The organism is Marinomonas sp. BSi20584, assembly GCF_002792415.1.
GTDB classification, from domain to species: Bacteria; Pseudomonadota; Gammaproteobacteria; order Pseudomonadales; family Marinomonadaceae; genus Marinomonas; species Marinomonas polaris.
Genome location: NZ_KZ454873.1, coordinates 42,616 through 61,600, shown reverse-complemented (window position 1 = coordinate 61,600; position 18,985 = coordinate 42,616). Strand labels below are relative to the sequence as shown.

The following is an 18,985-nucleotide window of genomic DNA, read 5'->3' as shown; positions in this document are numbered from 1 at the left end:
GTTTAGAACAAGAAGAGACAAAAAAGCCGAGATCATTTATGTAAACAATCTCGGCTTTTTGAGTTTAAAGCACGATCTTATAAGCGAGCGCGCATTAATCTAATCGTCGTATTAAACGATTTTTTTCATATCCGCCATGTGGCCGCGTAACACCGCGCCAACTGCTTCTACTGGATGTGAACGAAGTGCTTTGTTTACTTCGATCAAACGAGCGTTATCTACGCCGTTGTCTTCTACAGAAAGACCTTTACCGATAACGTCGGTTTTGATGTCTTTCATGAAGTCAGCCAATAGTGGAACACAAGCGTGGTTGTATAGGTAACAACCGTATTCTGCTGTATCAGAGATTGTCGCGTTCATTTCGTACAATTTCTTACGAGCTATAGTGTTCGCGATTAGTGGAGTTTCGTGTAGAGACTCGTAGTAAGCCGATTCAGCAATGATACCAGCTGCTGTCATAGTTTCGAAAGCAAGCTCAACGCCAGCTTTAACCATAGCAACCATCAAGATACCGTTGTCGAAGAATTCTTGCTCAGAAATTTCTACATCGCCAGCAGGTGTTTTTTCGAAGTTAGTTTCAGCCGTGTCTGCACGCCATTGAAGAAGATTTTTATCATCGTTCGCCCAGTCTTCCATCATAGTTTGAGAGAAGTGACCACTGATGATGTCGTCTTGGTGCTTGTTGTACAAAGGACGCATGATCACTTTTAGTTCTTCAGAAAGATCGAATGCTTTGATCTTAGCTGGGTTAGAAAGACGATCTAGCATGTTGGTCACGCCGCCGTATTTCAATGCTTCAGTGATAGTTTCCCAACCGAATTGGATCAAGCGAGATGCGTAGCCAGCGTCGATGCCTTCTTCAACCATTTTGTCGAAGCAAAGGATAGAGCCAGTTTGCAACATACCACAAAGGATAGTTTGCTCACCCATAAGGTCAGATTTAACTTCAGCGATGAAAGAAGACATCAAAACGCCTGCTTTGTGACCGCCGGTACCTACCGCGTACGCTTTTGCTAGCGCAAGACCTTCACCTTTAGGATCGTTGTCTTCGTGAACTGCGATCAGTGTTGGAACACCGAAACCACGAACGTATTCAGCGCGAACTTCAGAACCTGGGCACTTAGGAGCAACCATGATTACTGTTAAGTCTTCGCGGATTTTCATGCCTTCTTCTACGATGTTGAAACCGTGAGAGTAAGATAGGCAAGCGTCTTTCTTCATAAGAGGCATAACAGCAGTAACAACTGGAGTATGTTGCTTATCTGGTGTTAGGTTCAAAACTACATCGGCAGTTGGGATCAAATCTTCGTAAGTGCCAACAACAAAACCGTTTTCAGTCGCGTTTTTCCAAGACTGACGTTTTTGTGCAATCGCTTCAGGACGCAAAGCGTAAGAAACGTCTAGACCAGAATCACGTAGGTTCAAGCCTTGGTTAAGACCTTGTGCACCACAACCGATAACAACCATTTTTTTGCCTTTAAGCGCTTCTACGCCATCTGCAAATTCAGAGCTGTCCATGAAGCGACATTTTGCTAATTGAGCTAGTTGCTCGCGTAGCGGCAAAGTATTGAAGTAGTTAGCCATGTTATACACATCCTATAGATTTGATTAATGTATCAACGATAAAAACACGCTGATATTAAAAATGGATTACACAGTCGTCAAGCCATGCTTTTTATGACGTCCTGCGAGTAGAACTAATCTAACGCAGTGGAACCTTTTCGTAAATTGATATATTCGCAATATAGTGTCCCATTTTTTGCAAACATGTTTTATGATGAACGGACACTAATCGTGCGAAGGTTTCATGATGAATATTAAGACGCTTAAACAGTTCCTCGCCTTGGCGGAAATATTGAACTTCGGACGCGCCAGTGACGAATGTCATATCAGTATTTCTGCCATGTCGCGTAACATTCGGCACTTAGAGGATGAGCTAGGTGTGTCGCTGTTCAACCGTGATAATCGTACTGTGGTATTGACTCAAGAAGGGCAGAAATTCCTCAAATACGCTCGTGATACCAGCCGACAATGGCACTTGATACGCCATGAACTAATGGATAATTCCGACCAACTTAGCGGTGAAATTAGTCTCTATGGTTCGGTTACAGCGAGCTATAGTTTTTTGTATGAGTTGCTGCGGCGTTTTCGTATTGCCTATCCTGCTATTGAAATCAAACTGCGCACGGGTGATCCAGAACACGCTATAGCCCATGTTCTCGATGGTAAAGAAGACATTAGTCTTGCTGCACGTCCAACTAACCTGCCTCGTGGATTAGCCTTTAAACCTATCGCTATCTCGCCTTTGTTGTTTATTGCTCCCCTTGAGCAGCAAGTGCCGAATGTGCCAACAAATACGCCAACCACGCCGGAAGAGTGGGCGAATATTCCAATGATTCTTTCAGAAAGTGGCGTGTCTCGAACACGTATTGATGAATGGTTTCGCCAGCAAGACATCGCGCCACGGATTTATGCACAAGTCACCGGTAATGAGGCGATCGTGAGTATGGTGAGCCTAGGTTTTGGTATCGGCGTGGTGCCAAAAATCGTCTTGGATAACAGCCCATTGGTGGATCGAATTAAGGTGCTAGATGTACAACCTGAATTGGAGCCATACGATATTGGTTTGTTTGCTCTGAAGAAAAGCTTGAAGAACCCGCTGGTAGAAGCGTTTTGGAATTTGATGGAAGAAGAGACGCCGTAGCGCCTCTTCTCTTTTTTTGCTGTGTGAGGTGGAAAGCTTAATTTACTTCCAACCACCTTGGTCCATTAATTTAACCGCTTGACGGTTGTTTTCACCTAATACACTCAAAGACACTTTATCGGCTTTGAACTCACCAAACGTTGCTAAGCTTTTAGGTGGCGCCACGCCTTCGATCACTGCGTATTCGTTGTTCACGTTGGCGTACCATTCTTGGCTTTGCTTATTGGTTAAGAAGTCAATGAGCTGTTGAGCGTTTTCTTTGTTTTTCGCGGATGCGGTGATGCCAATACCGCTGACATTCACATGAGCGCCACGTTCGTTGTCAGCTTGGTTAGGCCAGAACATTTTAAGCTTGTTAAAAACAGCGCGTTCGTCTGCCTTGTCGCTTAACCCTAAACGGCCAAAGTAATAGGTATTCGCTATGGCAATGTCACAAACCCCCGCAGCTGCGGCTTTTAGCTGATCAGTGTCGCCGCCTGCTGGTGGACGAGCAAAGTTGGCTACTAAACCTTTAATCCACTCAAGAGTTTGCTTTTCACCGTTTGCATCTATCATCGAAGCAACCAAAGATTGGTTGTATATGTTGTTAGAAGAGCGAATGCAAATTTTGCCTTTCCATTTAGGGTCAGCTAGATCTTCGTAAGTTGATAGATCAGCAGCGGATACAGTCTCTGGATTATAAAGGATAACGCGAGCACGTTGAGAAAGGCCGTACCAGTAACCTTCGCGATCTTTTAGGTGCTCAGGCACAACTTTGTTTAGATTGTCAGTTTCAAACGGCTGAAGCACATCTGCTTCTTTTGCTCGGTATAAACGTCCTGCATCAACAGTAATGAATACATCGGCTGGGCTAGCGTCACCTTCTGATTGTAGGCGGCTCAATAGAGCATCCGCGCTACCGGTAATTAGGTTTACTTTGACATTGTTTTCTTTTGAATAGATATCTAACAAAGGTGCGATAAGTGCTTCGCTGCGAGCAGAGTAAATATTAACCTCGCCACTTGCCTGAACGGATGTACTGCTAAAAGCGAGTATCGAGGTTGCGCCAGCTAAGGTTATTAATGATGTTTTTGTTGTTGGACGTTTCATTACGGGTTCCTATCTATAGTATGAAGTTGGGACTGCCAATGATTACTCCGCTATAGACAGACGGGAATGGAAATCGTTCCTGTTTAAAGTCGTGTTTTTAATAAATTTTCTATGTATTACTGAAATACCGGACAAACACAATTTCTACCGTCTGATTTTGCTTCGTACAATGCCTTGTCTACCATATCGAGAGCGCTTTCTAGGTCTGTAGTTGGGGCCAATTCAATAACACCTGCAGACAGTGTGATGTGCACTGATTGTTGATTGATTAAGAAAGTATGAGTTGCCATGCCTTTACATAATCTCTCTGCGGTTTTTAGTGCGTTTTGTATATCTGTATCTCGCATTAAAATATAAAATTCCTCGCCACCAACGCGAAATAAAGTATCTGTGGTGCGTAACTGGCTTTGTAACCAATTAGCGATTAATTGTAATGCTTGATCGCCTCCGCCATGACCAAATTTGTCGTTGATTTTCTTGAAAAAATCCACATCCAATGTCATTAAACTGAGCGTTTGTTCCGAGTGTTTTCGTTTGTTGAATTCATCATGAATAATGAGATTAAATTCTCTACGATTTGACGTGCCTGTTAAGGGGTCTGTGCGAGTAGCTTTATCTAGCTGTCGGATTAATTGGTTGCGTTCGGTAACGTCTAGCATGACGCCAACCTGTCCTAAGGCTTGACCATTTGATTTAGTGAAAACGGCTTTATTGAACTCCATTTCATGGAGGGAACCGTCGGAAAATCGTACTTCCGCCTCATAACACTGCGTGCCGCCTTTGGCTAATAATTGGCAATCAGCTTTATAATAAGTGTCTGCGAGGTGTTTTGGCGCTACATCATATACAGAATGACCAATGACTTTTTCACGAGAAAAACCAAGGGATTGACAAAATGCCGTGTTGCAGCCTCGATAAATATGCAAATGGTCTTTGAAAAAAATAGGTACGGGAATCGCATCTATGATGACTTGTAACACGTCATTTTCAGTTTGATTGGAAGGGTTTAAAGTAAAACTTGAGAGTTCAGATATTATCCACGCAGCGAGATGTTCGTCATCACGTGCAAAACAGTTTGCTGCTCCTCTTTGTATCCATGTAACGCTTCGTTCTAAGCTCCATTCGTCGACGATAACTATGGTCTTTCTGGATGCTAAAAGAGGCCAATCAGATGCTTTTATATCTTTTTCTGCAAGTAATGCGACAGATAGAACAGGTGACTGATCAATACTTTGTACAGCTTGCCATTCGACGGCTTGTCCACAAGTCAATAATAGTGTGTCTAGTTGCGTCTTCCATGATGCTAGTTGAGGTGAATAATATAAAATCGCAGATGTCATTGGTTCTCATAGCAGTTTGTTTATTAATCAACATCGTCTCATAGGTGAGGGTGAAATTCTGTAAAAAAATGTAGGAGTTTTAAGAACCTATGTGCGGATCTTGTGGTGTTGTCGTAACAAAGAAAGATAGAAGTTACAGCCATGAAAAGCGCCTATCCATTTAATAAATGGATAGGCGCATGGAGGATTAAGATGGTTAGTATTAAAGCTTGAAGAAACTTAATTGCTGTTGCACGTCGACACTGCTTTGAGCCATGTTAAGACCTGAACGTTTGGCCATTTCCGCACTTTGTTTTGTTAAGCTTTGCACAGAGTGCATTTTCTTGGTGATGTCTTCAGATACTTGCGTTTGCTCTTCTATAGATTGAGCAATGTGTTGAGCTTGCTCTGAAACTCGCTCAATGCCAGCTAGAATATTACCAGTAAGCTCGTTGGTTTTTTCGACTTGGTCTTTTGATGATTCCACTAATTTTAAGCTGACTTCCATACGGTTGACCGCTTGGCCACTGGCAGTACTAAGTTGAGCCAAAAGTGTTTCAATCTCATTTACGCTATCTTGTGAACGTTGCGCTAGAGTTCGAACTTCGTCTGCAACAACGGCGAATCCTCGGCCTTGTTCGCCTGCACGAGCTGCTTCTATCGCAGCGTTCAGGGCAAGTAAATTGGTTTGCTCTGCGATACTACGAATAACATCTAAGATGGTTTCTATATTGGTTGTTTCTTGGCGTAGTTGAGTAACAACAGTTCCTGTTTCTTTTAAGGAGCCAACCAACTGATTTATTGCGTCTAAGGTACCGTTTGCTGTGGTTAAACTGTTTTGTGCCACAGTGCGAATGTTATTGGCGGCGTCGGCTGATTGTTGAGTGTTGTCAGCAATGGTGCGGTTATTAGCGGACATCTGATCTAGTGCCACAACCACTTGAGTGGTGTTGTCCATAATGTGAACAGAATATTCGCTTACCTCTTGGTTTACCTTTAATACTTCTTGGCTATTTTCATTTACTTTGTTTACCGAACTAAGAACACCAGCAATGACAGAGCGTAGATTTTTCGCAGAGGTATTAATGGCATTACCAAGTTCAGCAATTTCATCGCTTCCTGACACTTGAACTGGCTTATTAAGGTGGCCTTGTGCCATATTTTGTGCGGCGTTACGAACTGCCAAAATACCACGTACTATGTTGTTGGATATCAAATAGCTAAGCGTGATGGAAATAATCAGTGCGATTAAGATAGAAATCCAAAAGCCGATTTCAATTTCTGCAACAAGACTTTCCGTTTGTTTTTTTGCTTCAATGACTTCGGTGTTTGTCTTGTCTGTTAGAAGCGCGAAGTATGTCATCAGGTCATTGTATGAGCCGATGAAAGCAGAAAATACGGGGAAGGGCGCTTTGTTATCGGCCGAATTTTCCATCGCGCTGACGAAAGCTTTTGTTTTACTTTGAAAATTATTAAGCAGTGTTTGTAGCTTTCTAGATTCGTCGGATTTATCAGAAAGGCCTTTGTTAAGCTCATTAATAAGAGACGGTGTTGTGTTGTAGCTTTTTGAGATAGCTTCTAAATAACCTGGGATTTGCTGGTCGAGTGATAGTAGATAAGCAATCTGTAACCCTCGGACATTGAGGACGATATTAACCTGTGCTTCTTTCACTCGCTCTAAATTGAGCGAAACATTGTGGTTTTCTTCATAGAATCGGTCAAAGCGAGTTGCTAATTCTGTACTTTTTGCTTTTATTAAACTTAATGCCACCAAAAATATAATGATGATAGATAAAATGAGGGTGATGAATTTCGCTTTTACGGATAAATTGTTCATGTCGGTTCCTTCAACGTTGATAGATTATCTCGCGTGATCTTGGTGCTGTTTTTTTGCGTTATTTTGGTGCGTAGTTTGTATGGCATTTTCCATAAAAAATCAAAGTAATTCTTCTTAAAGAAAAATTATTTGGTAAGGGAGAAGGGGATGTTTAGACTTTCTAAATTGATCAGAGCTAGCATTAAGATAACTATCAATAAACATCCATATTTCACTATTCCGTTATGCTTAAAAAAGTGGACAATAGCGGTCTTTCTTGTCGCTCTCATTCCTGCAGGTCATCATGATATCAATTCCTTCTACTGAGGATACGGCTTCTCGCCGTGTTCAATACTTGCGCGTTTTTGTGCTGGGCTTCAGTGCTTTTATTTTTAACACCACAGAATTTGTTCCTGTGGGGTTGTTGTCGGATATTGCGCAAAGCTTTTCGATTCCGCCTGCACAGGTTGGTTGGATGCTGACTGTATATGCGTGGATTGTGGCACTTATGTCGCTGCCAATGATGTTGTTGACGCGTAAGCTAGAGCGTAAGACGTTATTGCTAGGTCTGTTTGCCTTGTTTATTGCCAGCCATATTTTGACGGTAGTGGCGTGGAATTTTACGACTTTGTTGGTGAGTCGTATTGGGATCGCTTTTGCTCATGCGGTGTTTTGGTCGATTACCGCTTCCATTGCAATTCGTGTTGCTCCGCAAGGAAAACATACCTTTGCGCTGAGTGTACTGGCAACGGGAACAGGTCTGGCGATGGTGCTTGGTGTGCCAGCGGGTCGTATCATTGGTCAGCTTTTAGGATGGCGAGCCACTTTTGCGGTTATTGCAGTCATCGCATTAATTATCATGTTAGCCATGTACCGTTTGCTACCTAATTTACCTAGTTTGTTTTCGGGTTCTCTTAGTAAGGTACCAGAAGTGCTTCGTAATAAAGTATTGCTAGGCATGTATTTATTTATCTTCGTGATTTTTTCTGCCCATTACACAGCTTACAGCTACATAGAGCCCTTCTTAAAAGAGATCGGTTCAGCCAGTGGTCAATTCACCACGTTGGTATTATTGCTGTTTGGTATGGCGGGGATTGTTGGAAGTGTGCTGTTTAGTTACTTTGGTGAAAGAGCGAATACTTTGATGTTAGTTTCTAGTGTCGTCATCGCATCATTGTGTATGAGTGCTTTGTACTTTGTCGCACCAAGTGGCTCTTTGCTGATTACCAGCGTTTTGTTGTGGGGTGCGTCGCTGATGATTATTGGCTTGAGCATGCAGATACGAGTGCTGAAAGTAGACGATACTGCCGCTGATATTATTATGTCTTTGTATTCTGGCATTATAAATTTGGGTATCGGTGCGGGTGCTTTGATTGGTAATCAGGTCATTCAATTTGTTGGCTTGGGGAGTGTCGGTTTCACTGGTGCTATTCTAGGTGTTTGTGCTCTAGCGGTTATTGTGACGCTACTAAAACGTATTGGTAAGCCTACCGCAGTATAGAATTTTATCTATGGGCGTTGTTAAGTACAGATACGAAAGTGTATCTGTACTTAGTTTAAATTCAGTTAATATCATCAATATGCGTTGCTTGATTCCGACCTTGGGCTTTTGAATGGTAAAGTGCAATATCAGCATTTTTCATTAACGTGTCGGTGTCAGTTTTTCCATTTTTTACTCTAGTTACAATACCTATACTTACCGTGATGACATCTGCAATCTTGCTTGTTTTATGCTCTATGTTTATTAACTCAATTACCTGTTTCATTTGCTGGGCAATTTCTTCCGCTTGTTTTGCGCTTTTATTTGGAAGGATGACAACAAATTCTTCTCCGCCATAGCGAGCGAGCAAATCGGTTTCTTTGTTAATTATACTTTCTAGTGACGAGGCAATTTTCTGTAATGCTTCATCACCGCTAATATGTCCATATGTGTCATTATATTGTTTAAAATAGTCGACATCTATTAGCAGGATGGATAGGTCGTACCTGCTACTCTTGTCTGATGACAGTTCAACTAACAAGCGCTGATCAAACGCCCGTCTGTTAGCTATATTGGTCAAGCTGTCTGTGAGAGACAGGCTCTCCAAGCGGCGTGTTTGCGTATTAATCGTGTTTGAGAACTCATCAAAAGCCTGAAATAACTCATCAATCTCATCCCTATTTGAAGGAAGGTTATGTGAGCCTTTGGTCATTAGGTTAATTTTTTGAGTTAAGGTTCGTAAGCGCTTAACCGCATAACTATAAAGTCCTAATGTCGCAATGATCATTGTGGATAATAAAATAAAACCACAAATGAACCATATTTTCTGTGTCGTCATCCCTTGTGTCAGTGAGGCTATTTTGCCGTTTAAATTATTATATTCAACAAGGGACTGTTGGTTTGTTATGTTGCTGTAGTCGCTGATCATATTATGGATGAAATGCTCGCGCCCGCGAGTTCTACCGATAATTCGAAGATAATTTGCCTGTTGTTCTGCAAGATTTTCAGGATCTGAAAGGATGCATCTAAGATCAGTATTGATCTGTTCAACTTGTTTTTTTAATGGGGCTGCAAGGTTTGTCGAAACCACATCCATGTTTTGTAAGTTGAGTTCGAGTAAACGATGTATTTCTTGTAAATCGCTTAATCGTTCAGTGTTTTCTATTTTATAGGCAAATGAGAGTGTTTGTAATAAAGCAATCTGCCATTGCATAAAATACGTTTGCTCCAATGGCAAGATATTAGTGGGTGGGTTTATTTGATCTGCTTCAATTTTCAGATCCCATATTTTTTTCAAGTTAACTTTTATTTTATAGGCTAGGTCTAGTTTCTGATCAATTAAGACGTTGAGGTGCTCGGTTTCTTCCTGAGTGGTTTTGAGCAACATAATGACAGTTTGGTTATCGGTTATTTTGCTGGTTTCTTTTTCTAGTGCTTTGAGCTTTTCTGTTACCTCTAATTCGGCAATTCTTCTTTCTGCCGGTGTTGTTGCGGAGGTTAAGGACTCTAGTGCAGACAGCAATTCACCTGATTTTAATGCGCTTCTAGTGGCATTATTCATCGCTGGAATAGTATTGAGAGTTAAGTCATTAAGTATGGATTGAGTTTGCTCTAATCTAGTTTGCAATACATACCCAACGCTAACAAAAAGCAATAAACCGATAACTAGTAATATACCCAGTTGTTTTACTAAGCTTAATCGCCGATTGTTACTTGTCTTTGAAATAGGGGGAAATAGCGGTTTGTTGTTCATGTTTAATTTTCTACCGCTAGATTTTTTAATCGACCATCAATCTTAGGCGCAATGACTTTCTTCTGGTGAATTTCAACGCTCATGATGTCTGATAGGGTTAAGCTGTTGGTTTGCTTATAAGTCAGTGCTTTGCTGTTTTTAAACATAGTAAATCCATCGCCACCATTTATTAGATAGTCGAGCGAGACAACTTTATAGATTTGTTTTGGTTGTAGCGGTTGTTTGTTTAATGTAACAGAAATCAGGCGTTTGCCTATGGGGCGTGACGAGTCATAAGTTACTTTAATTCCAGCGACTTGTAAAAACTGGCCACTTTGTGATTCTAATTTGCTGAGGCCATGCTCTAGTGCGTCCATTATTTGTTGCCCGGTTGCTTCTATTAACTGGAGGGTATTGCGATAGGGTAGCATGGCACGAATGTCTCTTACTGTAAGAGGCGACCCTGCTTGGAGTATTTTTTCACTTCGTAATGTACCGCTATTTATAAGAGCAATTTGAGCATCGGTAAAATCTTTTAATGTATCTGTAACCAAATTGGCAAAGCCGTTTTCAGAAGTACGCAGTACTTTTCGTTGTAAATTAATTTGTGTGTCGGTTTTACCTATTACTTCGTTTAATAATGAGTTGAGTCTATTATCGTATTCTTCTTCCAACTGCAATACTTTAGGTTTGGCAGGAAGAGAAGTTAGATCAACACTGATCTCTTCGATGACCAAACTATCGTGAGGGTGATCTGGTTGCCAGGTAAGTTGAATAACCGCAGCGTCACTCTTTTTTGCCAGCACAAGATTATTTGGATGTCGTGGGGAATTTAAATAAGTATTAGAGTGGAAGTTTTGATCCTCAAAAAGAGCAAGATCAATGATGCCTTGTTCCAATAGTTGGTTAATAACAGGATAAAAAGTGGAGTAATGTAAAACAATTAAATCTACATTTTGCTTCCTAAGTAATTTAGCTATTTCCAAGACTGCTTGTAGTGGCGGTGTAATTACTAGTCTTTTTGTTGGGTACTTTTCGGTAACGATTGGGTCTAGTATGGAAATGAACCCTAGTTTCACCTCACCTTGTTTTAGCAAAGTATAGGCTTCAATGCCTTCTGGTGATTGCTTGGAGATAGGGTCATATAAGTTGCTTGATACGATTGGAAAAGCGGCTTCATAGGTACGTAATATCAGCTCATCTTCTTGATAGCTAAATTCCCGTTTTGAAACTCCCATAGCATTAGGTTCGAGGCTATTAAGTACATCAATAATATGGGCGCCCCTGTCCATAGAGGATAGCATGCTTGGTCCTAAGCTTTCGCCACCGAAAATGAAAAACGTACTGGTACTTTTTTCTCTATAATCATCAATAAGAGTTGCTAACTGAGCATAGCTGCCATTTTTTGCATCGTTAATTGTCGACATTTCAGCATCAAAAATAATGGTCGCTTGTTTCTCTGCAAAAGCACTGTTTTGAGCAAAAAAAGTCAGAAGAGTAAGTAGTTTTACAATAGTCAGATAGCGCATTTTGAATGTGTTCATCCATTGGTCTTATTGTTGTTTCATTATTGATAAATATTTTATAGATCGACCTTGCTTAAAGTTAACCTGTTTAGTTGTGCTATTTCCTGATTTTCACATAACAGATCGTGCATGTCGTCATCAAAAAAGTGTTTTATGATCACTTTTAAACACTAAAGTAGTTAAGCCCTTTCAAAAACTTAGGTTTTATATCCTAACTTTTACAGCATCTAACTATGTTAATATTTAAGTTCATTGTTTGGATTGATTTTTATGCTTTATATCCTAGCTTTAGTTGTACAACACTTATCAAGAACCCTCTATGTTTAATTGGTTAAATGTCTCTATGACACGAAAAATAAGCAGCCTGTCTTTTGTTCTCTTATCGTTTCTCTTTGTGGTGATTCTTTATTCAACGTATCAGACACAAAAAATCTACAAAGAAATGCAAGAGGTCGCGGAGATTGATATTCCACTTTCCGAAGTCATTGCTGATATAGAAATTTTGCAGCTTAAACAACATTTATTGATGGAGGGAATTCGTCTACAAGGCGATGCTTTTTTTGCTGATGAAGTATCACAGACCAAAAGTGTCAAAGGCTTTGATGAGTTTAGTCAGCTGCTATCTGCACAGCTTGATAAGAGTATTAGCATACTTCATACAGGCATGATATTCGGCAGCATTCGTATCAAAGTAGAAGAACATCAATCCTTGATTCAGCAGATTAGTGTGTTACATAGCCATAGAGTAGGTTTCGAAAGCTTGTTCTCTCGGTTTTTGAACAAAGGCGAAGAGCATTATTCGGTATCGTGGGATGAGCTAGAAAAACAAGATAATTTATTAGATTCTCAAGCCGATGAGTTGCTTGTGAATATTGACCAACTCACGATGAAGGTCGCCGCGACAGTAGAAAAACAAGAACGTGATTTTATGGTTGTGAATGCCATACTCGGTTTTTCTGCCTTTGCTATTGGCGGCTATTTAACCCTTTATACGATTTTGTCTTTTCGTCAGAAGGTGGGTTCGTTGCGTGGTCAGATAGAGTCTTTGCATCGTTCTATTTCTCCTGATGAGAGTAGCGATGCTACTCGCAATAAAGGTTCTGATGAATTGGATCAATTGGAAAAAGATTTAAAGATTCTGATGGCACGTTTCTCGTTGGAAAAAGATAATCGTGACGAAGTTGAAACTCAGCTGATTGAGTTAGCCACACGAGACAAGCTAACTGGTGCATTTAATCGTCACAAATGGGACGAACAAATCAAAGATGAACTGGCGCTTGCCAATCGCGGTCATCATTTTAGTTTGATTTTGCTAGATGTTGATCATTTTAAGAAAATCAACGATGCCCATGGGCATGACGTTGGTGATAATGTACTCAAATTACTGGTTAATACCTTGCGAAAACGTCTACGTGAAACAGACATGTTGTTCAGAATCGGCGGTGAGGAATTTGCTGTATTACTAAGAGATACAAATTGTGAAGATGCTGGAGTATTGGCTGAACAGTTACGCAAGAAGATTGAAACTTTGAATGAAGATGGCATGCCAGCATTTACCATCAGTTTAGGCGTGACTGATTATCAAGATTTTGATGATCAGAGTCGTATCGTAAAACGCGCCGATATCTTACTCTATGAGGCCAAAGGTGCTGGACGAAATCGAGTTATGATCGGCTAACTTTTAGCTTTATTTATGCAACATTTATCAAGAAGCTTTATATGTTTAATTGGTTAAATATATCTATGACGCGAAAAATTAGCAGTTTGTCGTTTATTCTTTTGTCATTTTTATTTGTCGTGATTTTTTATTCTGCTTACCAATCTCAGCGTATTTATAAAGAAATGCATGAGGTAGCAGAAATTGATGTACCGCTCTCTGAAGTAATGGCAGACATCGAAATGTTGCAGCTTAAGCAGCATTTATTGATGGAGAGTATTCGCCAACAAGGTGATGCTTTTTTTGCTAATAAATCCATGCAAGCGAAAAGCGTAAAAGGTTTTGATGAATTTAGCGAACAGCTTGCCGCTCAGTTGGATAAGTCTACGGAAATACTACACACTGGGCTTGGTTTCGGTAGCGTAAGAATTAAATTACTTGATCATAAGGCTTTAATTGAACAAATTAACCTTCTGCACCAACATCGAATGAGCTTTGATCGTCTTGTAGATGATTTTCTAGAGCAGGACAAACAAGGGTTTTCAACATCTTGGCAAATATTAGAACAGCAGGATAAAGATTTAGATGCCCAGGCTGATGAGATGCTCAGAAAAATTGACCAATTAACCATGAATGTTTCGGCAACGGTTGAAAGTCAAGAACGTCATTTTGTGATTATGAATGCTATTTTGGGTGTATCTGCTTTTGGTATTGGTACTTATCTAACCTTATATATCATCATTACTTTTCGTAAACGAATTTGGTCACTGCGTGGGCAGATAGAGTCATTGCATCGTTCAATTGTTATCGAACATGACAATACCTCGCTAAGCTACAAAGGCTTAGATGAACTTGACGAATTAGAAACAGACTTAAGGGCATTAGTAGGGCAGTTTTCGAAAGAAATGAGTAATCGACATAAAGTCGAAACTCAGTTGATTGAGCTAGCAACACGAGATAAGTTGACTGGTACGTTTAATCGCCACAAATGGGACGAGCAAATTAAAGATGAACTTGCGCTGGCGAACCGTGGCCATCATTTTAGTTTAATCTTGTTAGATGTCGATCATTTTAAAAAAATCAACGATGGCTTTGGTCATGATGTCGGAGATAATGTGCTCAAATTACTGGTTAACACGTTGCGAAAACGCCTGCGTGAAACCGATGTATTGTTTAGAATTGGTGGTGAAGAATTTGCCATATTACTAAGAGATACTAACCTCAAAGATGCTGGTGTATTGGCAGAGCAGCTACGCAAGAAGATTGACCTTCTGAATGAAAATGGTATGCCTCCATTCACCATTAGCTTGGGAGTGACCGATTACCAAGATTTTGATGATCAGACTCGGATTGTAAAACGCGCCGATATTTTACTGTATGAGGCTAAAGGCGCAGGACGTAATCGAGTAGTTGTTGGTTAGTCTATTGATAAAAAGAAACTATTTTTGGCAATGGATTGACCATTAACAAGAATCTCTACCTCATGCAGGCCGTCATAATACACTCGGGTGGTGATGGCTTTGAAAGGGTGTTTCTTACTCATGGATAGACTTTTTCCAGCCAGTAAAGTGGCTTTCTTCCACTTAAATACCTTGGGTGTTGTTTTACCATTCTTCTTTTGGTGATGAATGACATAATCGATCATTAAGCTTTGATCTCCCTCGTTGGTTGATTCGACTAACAGTGAAAATTCCAAATTGCCGTTCAATTTCACCTGCTCTTCATGGATTTCCAACTTAATACTGCCTAACTTTGGTTTGCCATAACCGAATACTTCTAGTGCCTTCTGGTTACCTTGTTTTAATAAGGTTCTACAAGCATGGCGAATCAGCTTCTGACGGTTTATATCCGCGCCTTGCATCCATTTTTTGGCGATATCTGCTACAAGGTCAGGGTGATCCTTGGCAATGTCGTTGAGATTATTCGCAACTGAGCGACGTACGTATTCTTCTGGATCGTCTTTAAGCGCTTCAAGTAATTCAATTACGGGTGTTGGATTCTGAATAAAACTCGGTAACTGCATGGCCCAAGGCAAGCGTGGTCGAGTACCTTCTGAAATTAAACGTCGTACATGCTTGTTGTCATCTTTGAGCCAGTTTTTGAGGGTATTAAGCGTTTCTTCTGGAGAGGCCAGTAAGAAAAAACGAATGCTAAATTCGGAGGTAAAACGACGCGTCATGGCATTTAACAAAATCATGGATAGATCATGATGCGCAAGGCCATGCATGCCCACGTAATCGCCCATTGGCATAATCGCCCAGCCAGAAATACCGTCACTCTCAGTTGCTGGTTTTTCTTTTGCTTCTGGTGCCGTTTCTTTTGATTCTGGTGCCAAGGCTGCGAGTAAAATTTGCCCTGCGTGTTCGAAATCATCCGGCAAATAACGACTCATGGCTGCGGTGATTTGTTGTGAGCGGGCCTTTAGTTCTAACTCTTCAAGTTGATCGCATGCCGCGTCAACAAAACCTTGTTTATCGAAGTCTTTCCAATGGCGCTGAAAATGTTTCGCTATCTCGTTAATAACATTGTGATTGAAGAGGTTTTTAAAAGGTTCTGTCATGCGTTGATCTTCCTGAGTAATGGGCAACAGCGTAACCTTATCATCGCTTAATGTCAGTTCTTGTCAGCAGAAAAATAGCTTAGTTTAATTGAATATTGTTTCAATGAATCATAAAGATACGTTTGTTTGCTTTGCTTAAATGGCAAGGATATTATCTCAAAACTCTTCTTTTTAGGTGTCTTCATAAAGATTAGTATCCTTAAGCTTCACTTCGTCAATGGTGACGGTGAATCTTATAAGAATGGAATCGAATAAAAATAACGAGAGCTAATTATATGAATTTTTTTACAGAGCTGTTTTCTTCTGTTTTTGATCGCCGTTATCGCAAAGCACGATCGAATGAAGAGGATAATCGAACAGTAAAAGCCATGTGTCAGGATTTACTTACTCGTCATGGTGAAGTATCTGGTGGCGCATTAGCGAGAAATATCCTCGATCGTTATGATCAAATGTCCAGCGATGAAAAACGTGAATTATTTGAATTTATGACTCACGGTTTAGAAGTGGTTACTGATGAAGTGATTACCGCTTTGACGGAATATCAAAAGCAACCAAGCAAGCAGACTTATAAGGCCTTTGCCTCTGCTTGTGAGCCAAGACGACAAGAGCTGATTCGTCGCTTTAATCAAGTTCCTGGCGCTACGCCAAAATTGGTAAAAATGCGTGAAGACTTATTAAAAGCCACTAAAGAAGATGCCTCATTAGGGATTTTAGACGTAGATTTTAACCATCTATTCACTTCCTGGTTTAATCGTGGCTTTTTGGTGCTACGCCCAATTAATTGGGACAGTCCTGCCAGTATTTTGGAAAAAATCATAGCTTATGAAGCTGTGCACGCCATCGATAGCTGGGATGATTTACGCCAACGTTTAAAGCCTTCAGATCGTCGTTGTTATGGCTTTTTTCATCCTTCTATGGCGGACGACCCATTAATTTTTGTTGAGGTCGCATTAACCAAAGGCACTGCGAGCTCCATACAATCTTTGTTGACGACCGATCGAGAAATAATTGAAGCTGACGAAGCTGACACCGCAGTTTTCTATTCTATTTCTAACTGCCAGCCTGGATTAGCGGGAATATCGTTTGGTAATTTCCTCATCAAACAAGTTGCTGCAAACCTTGCTAGAGACTTGGATAATCTAAATACCTTTGTGACCCTGTCACCTATTCCAGGTTTGGCTAAGTGGGCTAATAGCGCTGGAATGGGGTCTTTAGGGAAGGGGAAAGACCAAGCTTTAGCTGCATATTATCTGCTGAATGCTAAGCGTCCTGATGGTAAACCTTTAGATCCTGTTACGCGTTTTCACCTCGGTAATGGCGCGATGATTCAAGCGGTGCATGCCGATGCAGACGTTTCGTCAAACGGCTTGAAACAGTCAAACGGAGCCATGGTAAATTATTTATACGACCTAACTCAGGTTTCCAAAAATCACGAACAGTTCGTCACGGAACAAAAAGTAGTGGCATCGGATGCGGTACATGCGTTAAGTGCTTCTATCGCGACTAGAAAAAAAGGAGAATAACAATGACAAATCCACTATACGATCGCTTATTTGGTAAGCACAAAGGCAAAACAAGCGTTTTTTTGCAGCAGCCTGATGGCTCTACTATGACTCATAATGAGTTTCTTGAATTGGCCTCGCAATACGCCCATACATTGGTTCAGTTAGGTTTGCAGCCTGATGATTGTCTAGCGGTACAAATTGCTAAGTCTCCCCAAGCCTTAGCTGTGTATGCAGCCTGTGCACAAGCCGGTGTTGTTTTCTTGCCATTGAATACGGCTTATACCGCGGATGAAGTATCTTACTTTGTCAAAGACAGTCGAGCAAAAGTGCTACTTTGTGACGAGAAACAAGCCGCCGCATTGCAACCTGTGGCCGCCGCTTGTGGCGCTATATTAAAAACGCTAAACGAAGATGGTTCCGGTGAGTTTTCTGTATTAGCTCAAACTATGCCTACAGTGTTTGATACGGTACCTCGTGAAGAGGATGACTTGGCTTCTTTCCTTTATACCTCAGGTACGACTGGGCGTTCAAAAGGGGCGATGTTGACTCATGGTAACTTGTTATCCAACTCTCAAGCACTTGCCGATGAATGGCGTTTTACTGAGCAAGATGTTCTGCTCCACGCACTTCCTATTTTCCATACTCATGGCTTGTTTGTTGCGACAAACGTTTCATTGACTGCGGGTAGTAAAATCATTTTCTTGCCAAAGTTTGATCTTGATATCATGTTGAATTTGATGCCTCAGGCGACGGTTATGATGGGGGTTCCAACTTTTTACACACGTTTATTGAGTGATCCTCGTTTTACCAAAGAACTTGCGCAGCCTATGCGTTTGTTTATTTCTGGTAGCGCGCCTTTGTTAGCCGATACTCATGTTGAGTTTGAAGAACGAACTGGGCATCGCATTTTGGAACGTTATGGCATGACGGAAACCAATATGAATACCTCTAATCCTTATGACGGGGAGCGTCGTGCTGGTACTGTTGGTCTTCCTCTACCGGGAACCGAGGTGAAAATTACTGATATGGATACTGGCGAAACGTTACCTCAGGGTGAAATTGGCCAGATTGAGGTACGTGGACCTAATGTCTTTAAAGGCTATTGGCAAATGCCAGAAAAAACGGCTGAAGAGCTGCGTGAAGATGGTTTCTTTATTACAGGGGACCTAGGACTTATCGATAAAGATGGCTATGTTCATATCGTCGGACGTAATAAAGACCTCATTATCTCTGGCGGCTACAATATTTATCCAAAAGAGTTGGAGTTATTGCTCGACGAAGAAGAAGGTGTATTAGAGAGTGCCGTGATTGGTGTGCCACATGCAGATTTTGGTGAAACGGTTGTTGCCGTTTTAATTGCAAAATCAGGTGTGACGCTAGATTTAGAGTCGATAGAGAAAAATATTGCTCAGACTTTGGCGCGTTTTAAGCAACCGAAGAAGTTTGTTGTTATCGAGGAGTTGCCAAGAAATACGATGGGCAAAGTACAGAAAAATCTATTGCGAGATCAGTTCGGGCATCTATTCGTAGCGTAAATAAAACTCCCTCGGTGGCACATTGTGCCACCTTTTTTATTGGTAATGTCAGGTTAAGCCAG

The 18,985-nt window shown here is 41.0% G+C and carries 13 protein-coding genes; 6 read left to right on the top strand and 7 right to left on the bottom strand.

Annotated elements, in window-relative coordinates; translation table 11 throughout:
• Positions 1 to 111 precede the first annotated feature (111 nt).
• The gene (gene ilvC / locus TY87_RS06260) at positions 112 to 1,584 is read right to left on the bottom strand and encodes a ketol-acid reductoisomerase (RefSeq protein ID WP_100186424.1); all 1,473 of its coding nucleotides are present in this window, start codon (positions 1,582 to 1,584) and stop codon (positions 112 to 114) included.
• A 226-nt stretch (positions 1,585 to 1,810) separates the two neighbouring features.
• On the opposite strand from ilvC, the gene ilvY reads away from it, so the two are divergent.
• On the top strand, positions 1,811 to 2,704 hold the full coding sequence (gene ilvY / locus TY87_RS06255) for an HTH-type transcriptional activator IlvY (protein ID WP_100186423.1): 894 nt from the start codon (positions 1,811 to 1,813) through the stop codon (positions 2,702 to 2,704).
• Positions 2,705 to 2,746: 42 nt separating this feature from the next.
• On the opposite strand, the gene TY87_RS06250 is transcribed toward ilvY, so the two are convergent.
• The 3 genes from TY87_RS06250 to TY87_RS06240 form a co-directional block, all read right to left on the bottom strand.
• The gene (locus tag TY87_RS06250; RefSeq protein ID WP_100186422.1) at positions 2,747 to 3,793 is read right to left on the bottom strand and encodes a Fe(3+) ABC transporter substrate-binding protein; all 1,047 of its coding nucleotides are present in this window, start codon (positions 3,791 to 3,793) and stop codon (positions 2,747 to 2,749) included.
• 116 nt (positions 3,794 to 3,909) lie between these two features.
• A complete protein-coding gene (locus TY87_RS06245) occupies positions 3,910 to 5,133 on the bottom strand; it encodes a GGDEF domain-containing protein (protein ID WP_100186421.1) in 1,224 nt (407 codons plus the stop codon).
• Between the two features lie 202 nt (positions 5,134 to 5,335).
• The gene (locus TY87_RS06240) at positions 5,336 to 6,949 is read right to left on the bottom strand and encodes a methyl-accepting chemotaxis protein (RefSeq protein WP_100186420.1); all 1,614 of its coding nucleotides are present in this window, start codon (positions 6,947 to 6,949) and stop codon (positions 5,336 to 5,338) included.
• 283 nt (positions 6,950 to 7,232) lie between these two features.
• On the opposite strand from TY87_RS06240, the gene TY87_RS06235 reads away from it, so the two are divergent.
• Positions 7,233 to 8,429: a sugar transporter gene (locus TY87_RS06235; RefSeq protein ID WP_100186419.1), complete on the top strand. Its 1,197-nt coding sequence runs from the start codon at positions 7,233 to 7,235 to the stop codon at positions 8,427 to 8,429.
• A gap of 61 nt (positions 8,430 to 8,490) precedes the next feature.
• On the opposite strand, the gene TY87_RS06230 is transcribed toward TY87_RS06235, so the two are convergent.
• The gene (locus TY87_RS06230; protein WP_100186418.1) at positions 8,491 to 10,161 is read right to left on the bottom strand and encodes a GGDEF domain-containing protein; all 1,671 of its coding nucleotides are present in this window, start codon (positions 10,159 to 10,161) and stop codon (positions 8,491 to 8,493) included.
• A 2-nt stretch (positions 10,162 to 10,163) separates the two neighbouring features.
• A complete protein-coding gene (locus tag TY87_RS06225; protein WP_100186417.1) occupies positions 10,164 to 11,684 on the bottom strand; it encodes a bifunctional metallophosphatase/5'-nucleotidase in 1,521 nt (506 codons plus the stop codon).
• Between the two features lie 301 nt (positions 11,685 to 11,985).
• Between TY87_RS06225 and TY87_RS06220 the strand changes: the two genes are divergently transcribed.
• Positions 11,986 to 13,344: a GGDEF domain-containing protein gene (locus tag TY87_RS06220; protein WP_100186416.1), complete on the top strand. Its 1,359-nt coding sequence runs from the start codon at positions 11,986 to 11,988 to the stop codon at positions 13,342 to 13,344.
• A gap of 41 nt (positions 13,345 to 13,385) precedes the next feature.
• Positions 13,386 to 14,744, top strand: a complete 1,359-nt coding sequence (locus TY87_RS06215; protein ID WP_100186415.1) for a GGDEF domain-containing protein — start codon at positions 13,386 to 13,388, stop codon at positions 14,742 to 14,744.
• Here the strand turns inward: TY87_RS06215 and TY87_RS06210 are convergent.
• Positions 14,741 to 15,883 (bottom strand): DNA alkylation repair protein, encoded by a 1,143-nt coding sequence (locus tag TY87_RS06210; RefSeq protein WP_100186414.1) that lies wholly within the window; start codon positions 15,881 to 15,883, stop codon positions 14,741 to 14,743. The genes TY87_RS06215 and TY87_RS06210 overlap by 4 nt on opposite strands.
• A 275-nt stretch (positions 15,884 to 16,158) precedes the next feature.
• Between TY87_RS06210 and TY87_RS06205 the strand changes: the two genes are divergently transcribed.
• A complete protein-coding gene (locus TY87_RS06205; RefSeq protein ID WP_072840088.1) occupies positions 16,159 to 17,406 on the top strand; it encodes a malonyl-CoA decarboxylase in 1,248 nt (415 codons plus the stop codon).
• 2 nt (positions 17,407 to 17,408) lie between these two features.
• Entirely contained in the window at positions 17,409 to 18,923 is a 1,515-nt protein-coding gene (locus TY87_RS06200; protein ID WP_100186413.1) for a malonate--CoA ligase, read from the top strand.
• The last annotated feature ends 62 nt before the right edge of the window (positions 18,924 to 18,985 follow it).